General features: G+C 48.6%; 26 protein-coding genes. 3 read left to right on the top strand and 23 right to left on the bottom strand.

Annotated features, from left to right (window positions below):
- Nucleotide 1: 1 nt before the first annotated feature.
- The 17 genes from D1646_RS14380 to D1646_RS14300 form a co-directional block, all read right to left on the bottom strand.
- Nucleotides 2–1,249 (bottom strand): DUF3560 domain-containing protein, encoded by a 1,248-nt coding sequence (locus D1646_RS14380; protein WP_160637128.1) that lies wholly within the window; start codon nucleotides 1,247–1,249, stop codon nucleotides 2–4.
- 2 nt (nucleotides 1,250–1,251) lie between these two features.
- The gene (locus D1646_RS14375) at nucleotides 1,252–1,455 is read right to left on the bottom strand and encodes a hypothetical protein (RefSeq protein ID WP_160637127.1); all 204 of its coding nucleotides are present in this window, start codon (nucleotides 1,453–1,455) and stop codon (nucleotides 1,252–1,254) included.
- 60 nt (nucleotides 1,456–1,515) lie between these two features.
- Nucleotides 1,516–1,746 carry a hypothetical protein gene (locus tag D1646_RS14370; RefSeq protein WP_160637126.1) on the bottom strand — a complete coding sequence of 77 codons (231 nt, stop codon included), beginning with the start codon at nucleotides 1,744–1,746 and terminating at the stop codon, nucleotides 1,516–1,518.
- A gap of 14 nt (nucleotides 1,747–1,760) precedes the next feature.
- Nucleotides 1,761–2,261 (bottom strand): sigma-70 family RNA polymerase sigma factor, encoded by a 501-nt coding sequence (locus tag D1646_RS14365; RefSeq protein ID WP_160637125.1) that lies wholly within the window; start codon nucleotides 2,259–2,261, stop codon nucleotides 1,761–1,763.
- A 101-nt stretch (nucleotides 2,262–2,362) separates the two neighbouring features.
- Nucleotides 2,363–2,734, bottom strand: a complete 372-nt coding sequence (locus D1646_RS14360) for a DUF3846 domain-containing protein (protein ID WP_160637124.1) — start codon at nucleotides 2,732–2,734, stop codon at nucleotides 2,363–2,365.
- A gap of 16 nt (nucleotides 2,735–2,750) precedes the next feature.
- The gene (locus D1646_RS14355) at nucleotides 2,751–3,044 is read right to left on the bottom strand and encodes a hypothetical protein (RefSeq protein ID WP_160637123.1); all 294 of its coding nucleotides are present in this window, start codon (nucleotides 3,042–3,044) and stop codon (nucleotides 2,751–2,753) included.
- A complete protein-coding gene (locus D1646_RS14350) occupies nucleotides 3,041–3,250 on the bottom strand; it encodes a hypothetical protein (RefSeq protein WP_160637122.1) in 210 nt (69 codons plus the stop codon). The genes D1646_RS14355 and D1646_RS14350 overlap by 4 nt, the downstream gene beginning before the upstream one ends.
- A 194-nt stretch (nucleotides 3,251–3,444) precedes the next feature.
- On the bottom strand, nucleotides 3,445–3,645 hold the full coding sequence (locus tag D1646_RS14345; protein ID WP_160637121.1) for a hypothetical protein: 201 nt from the start codon (nucleotides 3,643–3,645) through the stop codon (nucleotides 3,445–3,447).
- Nucleotides 3,642–4,190, bottom strand: coding sequence for a hypothetical protein (locus tag D1646_RS14340; RefSeq protein ID WP_160637120.1), 549 nt, complete (start codon nucleotides 4,188–4,190; stop codon nucleotides 3,642–3,644). Before D1646_RS14340 ends, D1646_RS14345 begins: the two co-directional genes overlap by 4 nt.
- A gap of 13 nt (nucleotides 4,191–4,203) precedes the next feature.
- Entirely contained in the window at nucleotides 4,204–4,440 is a 237-nt protein-coding gene (locus D1646_RS14335) for a flagellar biosynthesis anti-sigma factor FlgM (protein ID WP_160637119.1), read from the bottom strand.
- Nucleotides 4,441–4,524: 84 nt separating this feature from the next.
- Nucleotides 4,525–5,313: a hypothetical protein gene (locus D1646_RS14330; protein ID WP_160637118.1), complete on the bottom strand. Its 789-nt coding sequence runs from the start codon at nucleotides 5,311–5,313 to the stop codon at nucleotides 4,525–4,527.
- Nucleotides 5,314–5,329: 16 nt separating this feature from the next.
- Entirely contained in the window at nucleotides 5,330–6,274 is a 945-nt protein-coding gene (locus tag D1646_RS14325; protein WP_160637117.1) for a lambda-exonuclease family protein, read from the bottom strand.
- 78 nt (nucleotides 6,275–6,352) lie between these two features.
- Entirely contained in the window at nucleotides 6,353–7,288 is a 936-nt protein-coding gene (locus D1646_RS14320; protein WP_160637116.1) for a DUF932 domain-containing protein, read from the bottom strand.
- A 714-nt stretch (nucleotides 7,289–8,002) separates the two neighbouring features.
- On the bottom strand, nucleotides 8,003–9,457 hold the full coding sequence (locus D1646_RS14315) for a hypothetical protein (RefSeq protein WP_160637115.1): 1,455 nt from the start codon (nucleotides 9,455–9,457) through the stop codon (nucleotides 8,003–8,005).
- 8 nt (nucleotides 9,458–9,465) lie between these two features.
- Nucleotides 9,466–9,783 carry a hypothetical protein gene (locus D1646_RS14310; protein ID WP_160637114.1) on the bottom strand — a complete coding sequence of 106 codons (318 nt, stop codon included), beginning with the start codon at nucleotides 9,781–9,783 and terminating at the stop codon, nucleotides 9,466–9,468.
- A gap of 21 nt (nucleotides 9,784–9,804) precedes the next feature.
- Nucleotides 9,805–10,086 (bottom strand): hypothetical protein, encoded by a 282-nt coding sequence (locus tag D1646_RS14305; protein WP_160637113.1) that lies wholly within the window; start codon nucleotides 10,084–10,086, stop codon nucleotides 9,805–9,807.
- A 37-nt stretch (nucleotides 10,087–10,123) separates the two neighbouring features.
- Complete coding sequence (locus D1646_RS14300) at nucleotides 10,124–10,660, bottom strand: hypothetical protein (RefSeq protein WP_160637112.1); 537 nt, start codon at nucleotides 10,658–10,660, stop codon at nucleotides 10,124–10,126.
- Between the two features lie 11 nt (nucleotides 10,661–10,671).
- On the opposite strand from D1646_RS14300, the gene D1646_RS14295 reads away from it, so the two are divergent.
- On the top strand, nucleotides 10,672–11,007 hold the full coding sequence (locus tag D1646_RS14295; protein WP_160637111.1) for a helix-turn-helix transcriptional regulator: 336 nt from the start codon (nucleotides 10,672–10,674) through the stop codon (nucleotides 11,005–11,007).
- 4 nt (nucleotides 11,008–11,011) lie between these two features.
- On the opposite strand, the gene D1646_RS14290 is transcribed toward D1646_RS14295, so the two are convergent.
- Both D1646_RS14290 and D1646_RS14285 read right to left on the bottom strand, forming a co-directional pair.
- On the bottom strand, nucleotides 11,012–11,176 hold the full coding sequence (locus D1646_RS14290) for a hypothetical protein (RefSeq protein WP_160637110.1): 165 nt from the start codon (nucleotides 11,174–11,176) through the stop codon (nucleotides 11,012–11,014).
- Between the two features lie 31 nt (nucleotides 11,177–11,207).
- Nucleotides 11,208–11,663, bottom strand: a complete 456-nt coding sequence (locus D1646_RS14285; RefSeq protein ID WP_160637109.1) for a hypothetical protein — start codon at nucleotides 11,661–11,663, stop codon at nucleotides 11,208–11,210.
- Between the two features lie 147 nt (nucleotides 11,664–11,810).
- Between D1646_RS14285 and D1646_RS14280 the strand changes: the two genes are divergently transcribed.
- On the top strand, nucleotides 11,811–12,044 hold the full coding sequence (locus D1646_RS14280) for a helix-turn-helix transcriptional regulator (protein ID WP_160637108.1): 234 nt from the start codon (nucleotides 11,811–11,813) through the stop codon (nucleotides 12,042–12,044).
- A gap of 54 nt (nucleotides 12,045–12,098) precedes the next feature.
- On the opposite strand, the gene D1646_RS14275 is transcribed toward D1646_RS14280, so the two are convergent.
- Nucleotides 12,099–12,797: a metallophosphoesterase family protein gene (locus tag D1646_RS14275; RefSeq protein WP_160637107.1), complete on the bottom strand. Its 699-nt coding sequence runs from the start codon at nucleotides 12,795–12,797 to the stop codon at nucleotides 12,099–12,101.
- Nucleotides 12,798–13,005: 208 nt separating this feature from the next.
- Between D1646_RS14275 and D1646_RS14270 the strand changes: the two genes are divergently transcribed.
- Nucleotides 13,006–13,473 carry a helix-turn-helix transcriptional regulator gene (locus D1646_RS14270; RefSeq protein ID WP_160637106.1) on the top strand — a complete coding sequence of 156 codons (468 nt, stop codon included), beginning with the start codon at nucleotides 13,006–13,008 and terminating at the stop codon, nucleotides 13,471–13,473.
- 90 nt (nucleotides 13,474–13,563) lie between these two features.
- Here D1646_RS14270 and D1646_RS14265 read toward each other — a convergent pair whose 3' ends face one another.
- From D1646_RS14265 to D1646_RS14250, 3 genes are all read right to left on the bottom strand, one after another.
- Nucleotides 13,564–14,223: a hypothetical protein gene (locus D1646_RS14265; protein WP_160637105.1), complete on the bottom strand. Its 660-nt coding sequence runs from the start codon at nucleotides 14,221–14,223 to the stop codon at nucleotides 13,564–13,566.
- Between the two features lie 762 nt (nucleotides 14,224–14,985).
- Nucleotides 14,986–16,017: a DUF2971 domain-containing protein gene (locus D1646_RS14255; RefSeq protein ID WP_160637103.1), complete on the bottom strand. Its 1,032-nt coding sequence runs from the start codon at nucleotides 16,015–16,017 to the stop codon at nucleotides 14,986–14,988.
- A gap of 128 nt (nucleotides 16,018–16,145) precedes the next feature.
- On the bottom strand, nucleotides 16,146–17,036 hold the full coding sequence (locus tag D1646_RS14250) for an ABC transporter substrate-binding protein (protein ID WP_160637102.1): 891 nt from the start codon (nucleotides 17,034–17,036) through the stop codon (nucleotides 16,146–16,148).
- Nucleotides 17,037–17,311: the final 275 nt, after the last annotated feature.

Here is a 17,311-nt window from a genome sequence, read left to right as displayed (position 1 = left end):
CTTAACCAGCCTCGCTTACTTTCGCTGGCTTGTAGAAAGTGTTGGTATAGGCATCGTCAATGCTGAAACACCAACTGCCGTTGTAGGCTTTCCTCGGTTTGCGAGTGATGACCTTCCCATCGCCATCAATGGGCTTCAACTGGATCGTCTTACTGCTGGCCTTGATGATCTCATAGGTCACACGAACACGCTCCCATTTGAGAGAATCATCAACTCGGACGTATTGTTCCGCTGTGAACTGTTCGCCAACCTTGAAGGGATGTGTTTCTTGAAGCTCCTCTGACTTAATGATTTCCTTGATTTCGGCATAGGCAGTTTGGAGAACCATACCCTTCGCACCCCCGGTCAGTATGCGATAGGTGATATTCTGCGGGCCAGCTCCAATTACTTCAACCTCGGAATCAAATCCATCATTCAACCGGACTTGAAAGCCAATCTTGATGTTATCCTTGCTGAACTGGATACCGCCGCACTGGTCAACACAGGCTTCCAGGAACGCTTGCTTGTCTATGGCCTTTTCTATCAACTCAAACTCATGTTCCATCCAGCTAGTGACTTCCTCTACAGAAATTGGCGTACCGTCAAACCGCTTTTTCTTCTCGCCGTTCTCCATGGCCGCCAAAATTTCCTCATAGTGGACGATGTTCTTTTTTCTGGCCCGGATTTCCTTCTTGCATTCCTTGATACGGCGGTCGAGATAGGCAATATCCCGGTATTTTGCCCCATCTGCTGTTGCCCTGGCTGTCTTTGCTCTGTCTTGGAAATATTCGCTCTTGCGATATTCCTCAAAGCCTTTCTCATACTGAGCGAACATCTTTTCCCGCCGACGTGCAAATGCCTGACTTCCAGCATGACCAGCAATAATCGGCTGGGTAAAGAACGCAATATCTCCGTGCATCCGGTTAAGGGGCTGCTGCAAGGCTGCACCCCGGCGCTCTGCGTTCTCTGCGTACTGTTCGTAACGCTCGGCCCGTCTCTCAGCCCGATCTGCCTGACGCTCCACCTGTTCGGAGAAGGACAGCCGCTCACCCTCCCGCTGTTCCTCGGTGAAGCCCAGCTTGGCAGCGACCTGTTTTGCCCACCACAGATTCGGTTCCTTGGCCCTGCTCACCCAACAGCTCCCGGTACGACTCCAGAGGAATGCACTTTTCAGATCGGCCTTCTGGTCTGTGGTCAGGGCGGCATACTCGGATTTCTCAAAATGCAGCTCAATTTTGGTCGTTTCCAGATTGAAGATATACGGTTTCATCCTCAGCCCACCTCCTTCACGATGCCGTACACATCATCGACATAGTAGGCCCCGGTGAAGAAGTTGAAAATCGCCGTACAACGGACGCCGTTGACCTCGGCCAGATACCGATTGTCCCCGATCTGCCGGATGATCTCAGCCTCGCCCAGCACATGGCGGTCATGCTCATGGTCTTTCAGACTATGGATGTATGCCTTGACTTTCATGTTCTGCCTCCATAAAATAGTAATTGGCTGGAGCCGATGAACACCGGCCCCAGCCATGCGTTACAAATCACAGCACCAATTTTCTTCCTCATAGGCCGTACCATAGGTGCGGTTGAACTCCTGCACGGCCTTGCTGGGAATGTAGGTTTCCTCGTCCGGGCAGAAACGGCCCTCGGCAATTATGAGCCGCAGGGCATCTCTCATTTTTTCCTCGTCATCGCCAAAGATGGCCTGTTCCTCGGCCTCGGTGATCTTGATAATTGCCCCCAGCCGAATCCAAAGTTCTTTCATAGACACCTCCAGCATCAGCCGATAGCGGCTCTGGCCCGGAAACAGAAACTTTCCATGCAGCTTTCAGCGGCAGCCCTCGGCATCTTCAAGAGCCGTGCGGCCTCATGCAGCGCAAAACCATCTACCAGCAGTTCAATGATTTTGTTTTCCCTTGGCGTGGCTACCTTTGCCACCTGTTCCAGAAGGGCCTTGCGCTCGGTCTGACGTTCAACGTCCTGCTTTTGGTCAGGAATGGTGCTATGGTAGCCCTCAGTATCCAGACTTACGGTGTAGCCACAGCGTTTAGCACGGGCATGGTATTCACCCTCCCGGAGAATGGAATCTTTCATAGCCCGGAACGCCATCGCCTTGAACTCCACCCCGGCGGGAGGGTTGCGAAAATACTGCTGCACAGCGGAGAGGTAGCCAAAGATCACGATGTCATAGAAATCATCCATTGGGAGACGTTTATAGCGGAGATAATCAACGACCATATCGTGGTGTTGCTCCGCAAACTCCCGTTCCTCTTTCGTCATAGGCCGCAAAGCCCTCATGCTTTTTCAGCTCCTTTCGATGATAGGGCATAATAAGAGGGAACCCCTTGCGGCGCAAAGGATTCCCTCAAAGGTAGATTTGCTTAATCGACCTCCAACGGCAGACAGACGATACGGCCATCCATGCCCCAGAACATTTCCGGGGTATAGAATCGCTCCTGATACCGTTTGATCTGCTCCGGAGTCAGACTGACAAGATGGTCATTCTCTGGTGCGCCGCAGAGGAAGAAGGTGCCAAATACGATGTCGTATATCTGCCCATGTTCATCCCGCAATCCTCGATTCGGCGGGAAATCCATAAGCTGACCCTTTTCATTGCAGACCAGAGCGACAGGTTCCTTAAAAGGATAGATAGCCTGCATATGGCCGCCTACGATACCCTGCATAGCGTTCAGAGAATCTTCAATCTCCCTCTCTTCCGGCCTCTGTTCAGGTTCAACTACTAAAACACGCATAGCAACGCTCCCTTCCTCATGTGTCCTGCTCAAATTGGTAGAAATCCTCGTCACAAGTGAAGCACTGATAGTCATAGCCAGGTAACAGGCTCTTGAATAGCGGACTGCCGCATTTACGGCAAATGCCGCAGCTTTCCATGATGGTCATGTGACGTAGTTCCTCTGGCTCAACGCCAGCGGCAAACAGGAATGACTTTGCCTGTTCTGGACTATCGAACATCCGTATCTTCCCGTCATCGTCAAGCAGAAATTCCAGTTCGGTGTTGATGGTAATGCCGTCTACCGGGCGGGCAACAACAGCTTTACTCATACGCCCACCTCAAATTTTCCCCGCAGCCAGCGGACGGCCTGACGCTTCCGGGAAAATTCCTCCGTCCATGCGTCCCCAGTGGTGTTGTCCACCGCTACCCATTTGTGGCCTTCCTTCGTCAGAAAAAGGTCACAGGGGGTACGACGTTCTATGACCTGCCCAAGAATCTCTGAACTGACACGCTGGATTTTAGGCTTTCCTTTCATCTTCACCTTCTCCAATGGCTTTGCTTCGGTTCTGACACATCAGGTAGTTTTCGGTTGGCGTCCAGTCGGAAACTACGATCTCCATGTGCTTATCACACAGGAAGTCACCTTCACCGATGTACTGGCAGCAGTCGCAAACACCAGGATCACAGAACTTCTTGAAGGTAGACCTGTCATGTGCTTTTCTACGTTTTCTACTCATGGCTCGCTCCTTTGGGAACAGCAGCGAACTCCATGCTATACATATCCAGAGATTTCCCCAAAATAACGTGATCGCCTTCGTAGTAAGTCGGCTCACAGAATCCAGCAGCACGGGCCTCCATCTCATTTTCAAAGACAGCGGCGATCCGAACTGTGCAGAAACGGGGCGTATAAACAGAATCGCCAATTTTCATTTCTGGTTTCCATCCTTCCTGTTAAGATGCCGCTCCAACAGGGTACAGTAGCCATATACCCTGTCAATAGACAGCTCCACCCACTCGCCGCAGGCTGTCTGATCTCCACTCACAAGCTCCAGCCTGATTTTCCCGTTGTCCTCACTTTCACGAACCCGGATACAGGTATCACCGAAGAAATAGCAAACTGTCCCATCGTCCTGTTCCATCCGGGTCAAGTTGGAGATGGCCGCAGTATCCCGCATCTGCTCTAAAATATAGCAGTCCTCGACCTTCCAGCCGCCAGGGTCCCGTTCCTCGGCCATATAGTAATCCAGTCGGACACCCTGATCGCTGGTCTTGTCCAGACAATAGCCGAAGATGGAATAGCCGCCCATGTTGGGCCAGAATGCCTTGTTGTCGCTGCTGACACAGTAGGTACGGCTCAACAACGGATACTGAGTAGTAAAACTATCCTCCGTGAAGATGATGTGCGCTGTCAGGTCATCTCTTGGAGAAGTGCGTTTTAACTCCCGGAAAATTTGTTTCAGTTCAGCGTAGTCCATATAGCTACCCCTTTCACGAAAAGTCCGCTTCACTCAAGCAGCCAATCCAGTAGGAGGCTCCGGGTGTGTGCTTGAAGTCGCAGTTTTCAATTCGCCGCTTAATCTCCGCCAGCTTTTCTTTTCGCTGCTCCGAGTGGTCATGGAAGAAAGCCCTGGCCTCCTGCCGCCCCTGTTCAAATTTGTTGTAGTCAAAAGTTTCGTTCATCATGTGCCGGAGTGCTACCGCAGACATTTTTACGGTTTCAAACAAGTCTAATTCCCCCTTTTGAAAAAGCAAATGACCCGGAATCTCAGCACAGAGCAGGGACACCGGGCCATCATAGCGTGTTTTATCTTAGCTGGCCTCGGCCAAATCGGGAACCAACTGAGCGGCGTTCACGATTTCCATGAACTGCTGACCGAACATCTTCGCCTGTGCAGCTTCCTCCGGGCTGAGCTTGCTGACGGTCTGGAAATTGAACAGGGCGTAGGGTTTGCCCTGTTTGCTGGTGGCCTTCTCCAAGGTGATCTTCGTGACCACACTGGAAATCGGCGTCAGGGTACTCAGCAGACGGGTAGAGTATTTCAGAAACCGGGGCTTGCTGGTAACAGGGACACGCACCAGCAGGGGGATGATGCTGTTGGGCCGCAGCAGGAACAACAGCACCGATTCCTTACACGCCTTGGCGTTGCTGTCCCCATCCTTGGAGCCAAAGTCGTTGTAGGGGCACATGGCACAGGATTTACCATCGTGGGAAATGATGCTGTTCTGGCTCATGCAGACAGGCGGCGTGCCCTCCACCGGATCGGGGGTATCCCAATAGGCCCTCGGCGTAGTGTAGTCCAGCACAATGCCCGTCAGCTCCATAGCAGCCTCGTTCCCGGCCAACCCCGGAACCTCAAACACAGTGGAGCCGCCGGAGGGCGACTTCACGATGTCAAAGAGATCCAGCGTCAACGGCTGGCTCTTCAAGTTGGCCCGGATGATGTCCAGGGCGTTGTTCGTCAGGGCCAGATAGGTGGATTCCACCGGGGCCGGAGCGGTTTCCGGCGCAGAGGTAATAGTGATGTTCTGATTTTCGGTGGGCTGCTGCAACTCCTGCACCTTGCCGATCATACGGCCTTTCAGTTTCGTGTTGTCCATAATGAACCTCCCAAAATTAACTCGCCGCCTTGATGGTGAAGCGGCGGTAGGATGACTTGTTGGCGTATTTCTTGTAGAGAGTGGGATGCTCGGCCTTCAAGGTCTTGCTGTCAAGACGCTCCTGGGATACGCTTTTCCAGGTCACGATTCTGTCCCCCGCTGTCCCGATTTCGTTCTCTCCCATCATCTCCTTCAGCAGATTTTCAGCTCTCTGCTTTTTCTCGGTGACAACCTCCAACTGTTCACAGGCTTCATCATACTGGACCAGCAGATCGGCGGCGGTGTCGGGCAACGTGATGTGGGACTTGGGGATACTGTCATGGAATCGGTCAGCAAGGAACTTGGCACAGGCATCGGAGCCATCCAGCGGCGGGGGAGTACAGTCCTGCACATGGTTCCAGAAGGCCGTTTCCAGCTCAACGAGCATAGAAATCAGCTCTTCGTCACGCTCCACAAACCGCCATTTGAAGGTGTTGCCGCCAATGAGAACGGCAATGTAGGTCCCGGCGTAGCCAGTGACGGCCATGTAATGCTGTACCTGAAGCATATACTCGTCGGGGATCGTATCCTCCCACTCGCCAGCCTTGTAAGCCGAAGCGGTCTTGGCCTCGAAGATACAGGTGCCAACGTCAGGAACTTCACAGATGCCGTCCAGGTTCGCCAGCATGAAGGGGTATTCCTCGCTTTGCAGCAGCTCCTTCACCTGCTTGACCTCGATCCCGGTGCGCCTGGTGAACTCGGCCCGAACGAAGGGCTCAAGCTGCGTCCCCCAATAGGCCGCTTCTCCGGCCTCCTGGTCCGGGAGTTGCCCCGTCTTATTCATCCACAGCTCCACAGGGGACTTGTAGCGGCTGATCCCGCAGACCACAGAAGCATCCGAACCGCCGATGCCCTGCCTCCGGTATTCCAGCCAGTCGGCATAGGGCATATTTTCAGTGGATACCAATACTCTTGCTGGCATATCATGACCTCACTTTCACTGAAATAAAATAAGGAGCGCACAGCCATATAGCTGTACGCCCCTGTTTGATACAACACATCATGCCGCCGCCAGCACCATCTTGTACGCCTTGTCGATCATGGGATTGCCCTCGACGGTGCGAAGGAACAGGTTCTCGTTGTAGTTCTTGGTCTTGCGGATGGGATCAGCGTGGGTGGCGAAGTCGCTGATGGCGTTGACGAAGCGGTAGCCGTTCTTTCCCACATGGGACAGGTCGGGGGCCTCCCAATAGCGCCGCTTCATATCCTCCAACAGCCGCAGATTGTTCTTGCGCTGGACATCTGGCATATCAAGGGTGACGGGGAAGAACTCGGCCATGAACTCCATAACCTTCTTGTCGGTGAGCTTGATCTTGGACAGGGCGTCGATGCCCCGGCCCAGCTCGCCCATGTACTTCTCAGCCAGCCCCAAGGTCTCCTCGGCCTCGTGGACACGGAGCATGACGTTCTCGGTGTGCTTAGTGGTCCAAATGCGCTTTGCGGTATCCAAAGCCAGGTTAAGTGTGTTGGCACACACAACCCGAATAGGCGTCATGGCAACCTTGATACCAGAGCTGCCATCGTGGGAGTTCATCACTACCAGATAGGGAGCGATCTCGTCCCCGGCGATGATGTAGCGGTGGGGCATCCGGGCCAGCATCCAGACCTTGCGGCCGCCCTGCAAGGCCCCGGCAGTCTCATAGGTCACACCGGCCCCCAGCAGATCATCGGTGAACTGGAAAGCGTCCTCATTCTGGACGACCTTGTAGCGGTCAGAGACGATACCCAGGGCGGCGCTGTCGGTGTTGCGGAGATTGACCTTATAACCAGGGATCAGGGAGCCGTCCTGTGTGTAGACGTTCTTCTGAATGACCTCCCAATCCAGGCCAGCAAGAACCAGGGCGTCAATCGACATGGGGGCCTCCTGTACCTCCGTACCAAGGCCATGCCAGGGCTTTTCACGGACATAGAACATGGTTTCAACGTTTGCGGGCATGATTTTTACCTCCTAAATTAGATTTGAATATGTGAATGATTTTTGCGCTGAAATAGATAAACAGAGGACTTCCCATGCGGGAAGCCCCCTGTTTACGCTGGTTGCTTGGTTTAAGCTGCTTCGGGCGGATCGTCCATTTCGCTGATAGCCTTTGCCATTGCAAGCAAGGCGGTAAGCACCACCAGCACCACTTCAAGGGTTCTACGATAGGACAATATTGAACACCCCCATTTCCTTTTTGATTACAGAGATAGAATATATTGCTGAAATGTGGTGTCATACGATAGCTTTATGGCCACCTTTCTCGTTTTGGTCCACATTTTGCAGTTTCCTTATCTGACCCTGGCGTGTGCAACGGTTCGTTTGGCAATCTATCAAACGCCCTGTGTCCAATTTTTCACTTTCCTCAGAGACGCTTCAATAAATTCTTCGTTCTGTTCACCTGCCTTTTGTGTATTTCCCGGACGGTTCTTTTTTGAATTGCTCATAGGTCTTGTACCCATTCTCCTTACACTGAGGGCACGGGTTGACTACTGTATGCACCAGTCCCAGCTTATAAGGGCAGCGGGGACAAGGCGGCTTCATCGTGTAAAGTATCGCTTTCATTTTCACCTTTTTACGCTTCCTTTTTGTTTGAGTACATTATCGCTCTCTTTTCGTCGATAAATACGACAGGAGGGCGACCGCAGCCGCCCTCCCGCTGTCAATCAGTGATTAGTTTCCAACTTTGGTATATACACGGCTGCTGTCTGAGAGGAATACGGTGAGCGCATTTCCTGATACAGAATAGTCAAAGAATGAGCTATCCAGCAGGATATAGTTCAATGCGCTGGAACCATCATCCACTGTATAAGTGTTCCAAGTAAATGAATATTTTCCATTGTACATTCCGGTGCCATCCGAATTAAACTGGAATGACCAAATGCTGTTTTCCACACTGACCCACTTCCCGGTAATTCCGTCGCCGTTTTCACCTGAAGCACGTTCATACCTATGCCTGCTATTGCTCGAAAAGGTAATGTACTCCATTTCAGACCCACTAGATGGACCTGCAATCTTATAAGTGACATCTTCATCGAAATATGCGGAACAAGTAACCCTGCCATTATCAGCTTCCCAATAGACCCGATCTGGTGTGTCCCCTACCATGCTCCAACAATTAAAGTCACAGGAACTTATCATCCCGGTATCGTCAAATTGGAGTGTACCGCCGTCATTTGACCGCCATCTACCGACCAGTGCGGAATCCAAATTGCCGTAAGTCCCATAATTGCCTTCATCGCCCAAATAGGCATCGTTATCAATCGGATCATCGTCATCAATTCTATAAACATTGATGCTATAGGACTCCTCAGTATCATCCGGGATATAGAAAGTATAGCAGATACCGTTCCGAATCCATTGATACCCACCTGCACCAAGGCTGTCGTAGTCATCTCCTATCAGACTTATAAGTGAATCAAAATCCAGCTTCAAGCTCTGACCATTCAATGTAAATTCCCCTGCGTTGGCACTAAAACTGGCCACTGTGTTTCCGTTGGAAACATCAAAATACATCCATTCCGGAGCATCAGCACCATATTCAATGCTATCATTTTCGGAATATATTTCCGGATCGCCAAAAGTGGCAATAACTTCGTCCGCTGTCATTCCAATTACATCCTGAGTAGGAACTTGGCGAATCAGAATTTGTCCTGTGGTATTGGTAGATTGCCCCTGGCCGTCTCCCGTCTCAACTGCCTCAGCACCTTCAAACGCTTTTGCAATTACCGCAGCCAGCGTCAAGGCATCCTGCGGGACTTCATTAAACGCAAGATAGGATGCTTCAAAGGTTCCGTTTTCTTCATCAACCACGAATTGAATCCGAGCTTTTACCGGAACGTCCTGGTAGGTACAGTCACCTGTAAACTCCACAACGTCTTGCCCGTCTTCGCTCTCGAAATATTTCCAACGCGGCGTACCGAAGAAGGAGGTAAATGCGTCCTCATAAGTCACATTGGGATTGTCGGCTCTATATCCTCCCTTGACCATCTGAACATATTTATTGTCGGCATCAGTGGCGTTTGCTATGGTATCTTCCAGTTCCTTACCCGCACCGTCCAGTGTGGCGCTGGAACAGGCCGACAGCAATAACACGATAGCTGTCAGCAATGCAATCATTTTCTTCATAAAATCACCTATCCTTCGTATCCTTTTGGGTACTTGATGTCCAGTAGTGGACGTTCCCCAGGTTTTGTTATTTTTACGGCCATGATTTCTTTGTGACAGGCCATAAGTTGACCTCTGACCATCTCCAAGTATGCCTTGCTTTGTGGGACGATGTATTTCTTGGAGCCAACCTCCAGAAGTTCAAGATACCAGTTGACCAACTCCAATTTGCCGAGACAATAGGAGGAGATCATCATTTTATCGTTGGCATCTCGGATGGCTTCTGTTTCAATCTGGATGTAAGATACCAAATCTGAGGGGATTTTCTTTAGTCTCTTTTTGAACATGGACACTCCATCCTGCCAAAATCATTTGTCCGTATTGACTCCGTACTTTTTCACGAGTCGATTCCACTCGGCCTCGGTTTCGTCATCAGACATAGAGGTAAAGAACGACATAATATTGCCCTCTGCATCGTCAAAAGTGATCTCGTTGTAGACGATAAAATCCCAAACCAGAAATCCCCGTATGCCATTGATTTCTGCTTCGGTCCGCTTGTGGACAAACCCGTGAGCTTTTGAAATTTTTTTAGCTTCCGGTATTAGCTGCTGGATAATTGCAAGAACTGCCATTGCCTTTTCGCCGCTCATAACCATGACCTCCAGATTTTATTTGTGGTGAAACAATTTACTTTCGCTTGAGGGTTATGTATTTATCGTTTTTTTCTATGATTTTGTACTTATCCCTCAGCGTATTCAACACACCAACACCCCCGGCGCAGACGCCTATTGTAACGGCTGGTACGACTGCGGCACCTAGCGTAGCTGCTGCTGGTGCAGCCATCACAAGGCCAGCACCAGCCGGAGCACCACCTCCAACCGGAGACACAGCGATAGCCGTTATTGCTACGGCCAATGAAGCAACGCATACTCCCCACGCAATCTTCCCGGTAGCCTTTATGCGCAAAACACCGTTTTTTAGGTCACCTTCGATTGTGATGTACTCCTCATTGTCTTTCACCGCTTCGGCAAACTCTTTCGCCGTCCTGCAAACTCTGGCCATTTGTGGTTCTTCCTTTCCGCAAAATATCACCAGGAGAAGCCTGGAATTAGTGCCTTGAATCGGACAATACCACATCATGTTATCACGAAAACCTCTATCAGTCAATACAGATACCTCTATCAGATATTTCTTGGTGAAGATTCCATTGGGTACAATAAACAAGGGGTGAACACATGGACTATAAGAGGTTAGGCGAGCGGATCAGAGAAGAACGCCTCCGGTTGCATTTGACCCAAGCCCAGCTTGCAGAATCGGTTGACATATCGGATACCTATATGGGTGCTATTGAACGAGGAGAGCGGAGCCTGACGCTGGATACGTTGGTGCGGCTGGTCAATCGGTTGGGCGTGACTGTGGATTATCTGCTGGCTGATTCCGTATCCGACAGCGATTCCAACATCATGGAGCAGTTCAAGCAGATCATGGATCAGCAGCCTTTGGAGCGTAAGCAAATGGCAATCAATGTACTTCGGACGATTTTTGCATACTTTGACACGGAGAGGGCGTAGCAGTCTACGCCCCCTCCGTTTTGCCAATACGGAGATCCCGCACAAATTCAATATCATCCACCAGCCGCTTGACCGCCACGTTGACCAATAATTCTTCGGGCAGGTCATATTCGACTGAAAGGGTACGCAGTTTATCACCCAGCATGGGGTTTGTAAGTTCGACTCTCAATTTTCCATCTCCTTTGATAAAGTGTTTAGGGTTACAGTGGTCCTTGCAGTTCTGTGACTTGAATCAGCCCTCTTTTTTCACACTTTTTTGCATACTCTACCAAATCCCGTGCGTTACTGGCCGGATGCCACGCATAAGCGATTAAGTAGTCGCTGTGCTCCACCATGTAGCGATTTGCTCGGATAATAGCGGCCCGTTTAGGTACAGTTTCCATCCCTGGCGGATAAAATGTGCCATCGAAGCCGTCTGGCGTTGGAATGGGCCGATCATATGGGTGATAGTGCAATAGTAGTGTGAGCGTCACCTCCGGGTAGTGCTTCTTCGTGGCTCTGACGGTTCTCGCTGCCATTGAGTCAAACCATCCGTAGCTTCCTACAACAAACTCAGTTACGCCAAGTTCCATGATATGGCGCTCTACTGCTGCGGACAGTTGCGGCAGTAGACTATCTGGTGCTTCTCGATGTCCAATGAAGAAACAGGTCGGCATAGTGTCCCTCCTGTGTAAGCGAAATGGTTTCCCCGTTGTATTCTGCTATTATAGCCTATTATTGACTTGAAGTAAATAATCATTTCTTTTTAAGAAATTTTAATTGTATTGGGGAATTGGTAGCATACTATCAGGGAGTGATGCTGTATGCAGACCGAATTTCCAGAAAAGTACAGAATACTTGGTTTGAAGATTGCTTACTATAGGAAGAAGGCTGGCTATACACAAGAGGTCTTTGCCGAGAAGATCAACAAAAGTGTCAACTTTCTTGCCCAAGTCGAGGGAACCGGCACGACAAGGGGCGTATCATTGGAAACGCTGTTCAAGATGGCTTCTGTGCTTCAGATTCCTGCCTCAAAGCTACTGGAAGATGACGATTAGCCGGTATAGAGCTGCCGTCCCGTATGAGGGCGGCGTCTCTGCTGCCATGTGCGTTTATATATAGATTTCTTCAAGAGTATCCAGGCACAAGCACCCCAGCCGACCACCAGGGAACGCACAGCCGCAGTCAATGTCAATCAGGCTGCCCCTCCGATAGATTTTTGCCGGAGTATCAGGTCCCAGAAACTGAACAGGGGTATGACCGAAAATGACAATCTTGTCCTTATAGTAGACCGTATCCGATTCCGGGCGGCACCACAGGATCTCGTCGGGAGTGTAGTTCTCCAAGGGACGTGAAGGAGAAAAATTCTCCAAACCGCCATGTACCAAAACAAACTGCCGATCTCCTACGTTCACCTCCTGATAGAGCGGCATCTTCAGCAGATAGCTCCATACGGTCTGCATCTGGTCTTTGTTGAGCCAGAGGAAATCAGCAAGGGACAATTCCCCTCCATTATAAAACCAGCGTTCTACGGCCTTCGCATCCTTTTCGGACAATTCCACACCTCCATCCGGCCGAACAGAACGCAGCATACGGGGGAGCGTATCTATCGCCATTGCCTCGTGGTTCCCCAGCAGGTTTATCACATTGGGCCGCTGGGCCATATCCAGCAGGATTTTGAACCCGTCCGGGCCACGGTCGATCACGTCACCCAGGACATAGAGCGTATCATGAGGGCCAAAGCTGATTTTGCGCAGCAGGTCAATGTATTTGTCATAACAGCCGTGAATGTCCGACACAGCATAGACCATTTTTCATCCTCCTATCCATTGCCCAGAACGTACTCTCCGAGCTTTTTATCCAAATCCTTGAAATGTAACGCTTTTCTGATACCCAGTATAAAGGAGCCTTTACCGCTAAAGGTGTGCTGCCAGCATACAAATCTAAATTTCCCTCTGGTCTTTTCAAATGCGTCATAATCTGGTATGATAAGGATACAGCACCAGTGGAGGACGCAATATGAAAATCGTATCAAAAGGAATCGCAGATCAGGGCAAACCAACAACGGCTGATGTGCAGGAAAGCCTTGTCAATGCGGCAAATTTCAAGGATTTCCTGTTAAGAAATGCGCAGAATATGCTTGCTCAAACGCTCCCGGAATACCTGTCGCTTCAACTGAAACAGAAGCACCTCAGACGGGCGGATGTAGTACGGGGGTCGCATCTTGACCGCACCTATGTCTATCAGATATTCTCCGGGAAGAAAACCCCATCCCGTGACAAACTGCTGGCGATTGCCTTTGGCCTACAGCTTTCTGCTGAGGAAACACAGAAAATGCTAAAGCTGTCCGGCAACCTGGAGCTTTATGTGCGGGATAAACGCGACGCCGCGATCTTGTTTGCGATCCAGCACGGAAGGTCTATTGACGATGCAAACGACCTACTGGATCAGCTTGGCGTTTTGCCCTTGGGTGTCCCTGATGAATAGTTGACCTGTGGCATACTGCGAGTCGTTCGATTATAAACCACCATCTCAACATAAAGATAGCACCCAAGGGCATTTGTCCTTGGGTGCTTCTCAATTTTGTGTTCTTTGCCTTTTTTGCTCCAGCATCTCGCATATTTCCCGAACCCCTTGCCTATTTTCCTTGAAATAGCGTACCCTATCTGCTAACTGCGGATAGTTCATATAGGATGGGTCTGTGCAGGAGAAGTCGTACATGAGTTGGCCGAGCGGACTTCTGTTTTTACGGTCACAGTTGACGTAAAATGCGCTGGTTCCACCCCCCCAGGGACCGTGTTCATTCCATCCGTCTAACAGAATCCCCCCACGGTCAATAGGTTTGCGCACAGCGCCATGTTCAATGATGTATACGGCGTAATATCCTGCTATGTTCTGATCTATACCTGTCTGAGCCGTCGAAAAGTCTGATTGAAAGAGTTCTGTTCCTTTTTTCCGCTTTCTATCTGCTGTATCATCTCGGAATACCCTGATTTTATAACTCCATCCGCCGTTGTTTGTCGCTAAAATGTCAAGTCCAGCAGAAGATCCATACCACATAGCTTTTACCCGGTCTACCCGAAAGCCTGACTTCTTGAAAATCAGTTGCAAAAGTAACTCCGCACACTTTGGATTATCCTCAAAGCATTTGACCATTAACACATCATCCATCAATCGTAGGTGTTCGATTTGCTGTAGAATGTCATTATGGACGATACTAGTTTCTGTAATATCCATACCATCACTGCCCTTTCAAAACAAACTGTAGCATATAGTGCGGGTTGAGTCAAATATTTCTTTTTATCGTAACTGCAATCTGCATTGTGCTACCCTCCTCGATAGTTAAAGATAGCGCCCAGGGCAGACTTGTCTTTGGGCGTTCCTGATGAATAGCCGGATTGGATAGTCTGCTCTTCCTTCTCGTTGATGATTTGCTCAATAACTTTCACCTCTTTTCGTGATAAAGTAAGCTGCCCCATGCCATCTGTGACACAGAGCGGTTCCTGGATATCATGAGAATAATATATCGCTGTGGATGTGGCTCATACGTTTTCTTTTAGTGCGAGAGGATTGAGAATTATGATTTGCAACTTCAGCCACCAGGTACATTCTATTATTGCAACAGTACCTTCGATGATTACCACTATCGGGTTCCAACAATAGGTGTGTTTGAAATAAGAGTGAATCAGAATCAACTTGCAGAGATAACGGACGTTGCCTCCAACTCGATCTCACGGATTGAACGAGGGTCGCTGATGCCTGCCCTGCCTACCTTGATTGACATTTGCAGTGCCCTTGGGACTGGTGCTGATTCCATCCTGGCAGTGTACATCGCATCAGACACACCTATTCGATGGACACCTTTGGCTGAGAAGCTGGGAGGGCCAGACTTGGAGAAGCAACATAAGATTGAAGCGATTCTCAACTGCCTGATTGAAACCATATAGTTTCCAATAGTAAAAAACCAGGAGCGCATAGTTGCGCCCCTGGTTTCCTATTCTATGAAATTTTTTCTGGATATAACTTATACGATGAATCATTTTGTTGAATTTGCATTTTATATACAGGAATATTTTTCTCTACAGCAATATGACGAAGTATTTTCTCATGGATTGGCTTAATTTTCCGACCAAGATATAACGCTGTAGGCTTCTTTTTTGCCCAGGAGAACTCTTGTTGATTAAAATCAGGAGAATTACAATTACAAGTCAATCTCCATTCACGCTCATGTCCCCATGCACTGGCCTTATGTAATAATATTTTGGTTGGCATAAACAAATCTGGGCAAGGCACAATATTTTGTAGATAACTATAGAATGAAGTCGCATTTCTGTCTGCCAATATCTTAAAAATAGCTCTTTGTTGAAAAAGCCAAGTAGCGTATCTTGTCGCGTTGAAACAGGTATCACCATATATTAATGGTGCTAACAGGCAGCTTTTATAAGAAGGGCATAGATTTCCTGTTAAACATGAATTGCATATTGTATAGCCGCCATTGCGGAAGTCATAAGACAAAGCAAATCCACACCCCGAATCGGCATAATAGCCCCACATCGCTGCGGATTCTATTGCTTCTGAAAAAGAGGCGAATTTAATTGTTTTTTGAACTATTTCTTGAACTGCAATATCGTTTACATCTATCTGTTCTACAAAGAAATCATATAATTGGTGCAGCGATGTACTCATGGTCGATTCGTCCATTTGGGCTATATTTTTGCGAAGTGCCTCAAGCATTTCGGATGACAGTAGATTTTGAATGTGAACTGGCGCTTCCGCCCCTTCTCCAATGGCTCGAAAAGCTGTTCTAAATTGATCGTTTTCTAAAAATGATTTAAGTTCTGACTTAATATCCTCTTTGTTAAAATGAAGCAGTGCATCAAAATCATCATTCATCTTATATCCGGGTGAAAACCCCAACTGATCTTGGTCAAATGCAGAAATACTTTTTTCATCACACCGTCGAAAACGATATAATTTCTCTGGTGTTTCCGCTTGAAGAAAATCAGTAAGTGGTTGGTAGCACTTAATCATTTCCTCCTGCGATAAGGTCGCAGGAACAACAATACCATGTATCATCTCGCTATATGCTTGCATATCCATATTTTTATTTCAGATCCCTTTCAAAAATCCTTATTGTGTTCAATCTACTGTATTTGGCATCATAGTGTCTGCAAGTATTGTACGACCAGTGCAGCCGTAACATTTGCACCCCCAGCCACCAAAAAATCTCGTAGGCCAGACAGTGCAGCTTGGATAATTCCGGGTTTCTTTTGTGCCGCAATTTTAGTCTCAGCTTCGGAAATCAGTTCCATCGCACTTTCTCGATCTTCATCTGAAAGCTGCTCCTGTCCAATGGAATCCCTAACTTTTTTCATCAAGTCAGAAGCCTGCCCATAGTTAAAGGCAATAGAGTTATGGTCGCCTGACACAACTTGAGACTGGCTGACATCTCCATTCACAACTGTGCCATAGTAATTATTGATCTGCTGTGGTATTTCTTTTGCCATATTTGTTTCCTCCTGACTGAATCGCATATCTTCTCCTAAAATTCCCTCGGCTTCAAGCCGGATTGTCCACTCAAGTAGGCAGTTTCCCACTTTATCGATGATTGATTTGAGGAGGTGTTTGCTGATATGTAAGGTAAAATTTGTAGGAAAAGGTGCAGTACATATTGAGTTTATTGTTTTCTCTGCCTCGCCGGAGTAATTCATCAATATTGTATCGCCGGAAGTATTGCGTAATTCGAGAATATCGCTTATGGAATTTCCCATTTCTCGAATACAAATCGCTTTCTCGATTTCAGGATATGGAATCACCACCGGAATCCATCCGTGACGAGGATTCCATGCTTTCAGTTGTCCTGTTACTTTCCGATAATCAGGAACATTCTCTTGATTGTCATCATAGCCGTTCAACTCACACATAATCCATGAATCAAACTCTGACAATTTTAACTTTGTAGCAATTAAATGGGCTCTCCGTAAGGCGTTCAATATATCGCAATCAGGCTTCAGCACTTCCTGTTGCAAATCTAAAACTAAACTACTCATCACATCACCTCATTCCACCCTGGCCTGTCCATTCATCAGTATGGGTGAAGTATTTACAATTATTATACCACACGCTTTTCATATCAGCAATACAAACACACGCCCCCTTTTTTCTTGAGGTGCCGGAATAAATGCGAGAATCATCTTGCAATTTAGGCAATCATAAACTATAATCAATCTGCAAGGTCAAGGATACCATGTCGTGGGGTAATATAGATTTTTCTCGGAGAGGCAATCTGAATTGACCCCGACATAGAAAAACAAGACCTTGCACC

This window comes from Pseudoflavonifractor sp. 60 (assembly GCF_009911645.1).
Lineage (GTDB): Bacteria > Bacillota > Clostridia > Oscillospirales > Oscillospiraceae > Lawsonibacter.
The sequence above is the reverse complement of the archived record's forward strand: the minus strand, read 5'-3'. Positions and strand labels throughout refer to the sequence as shown.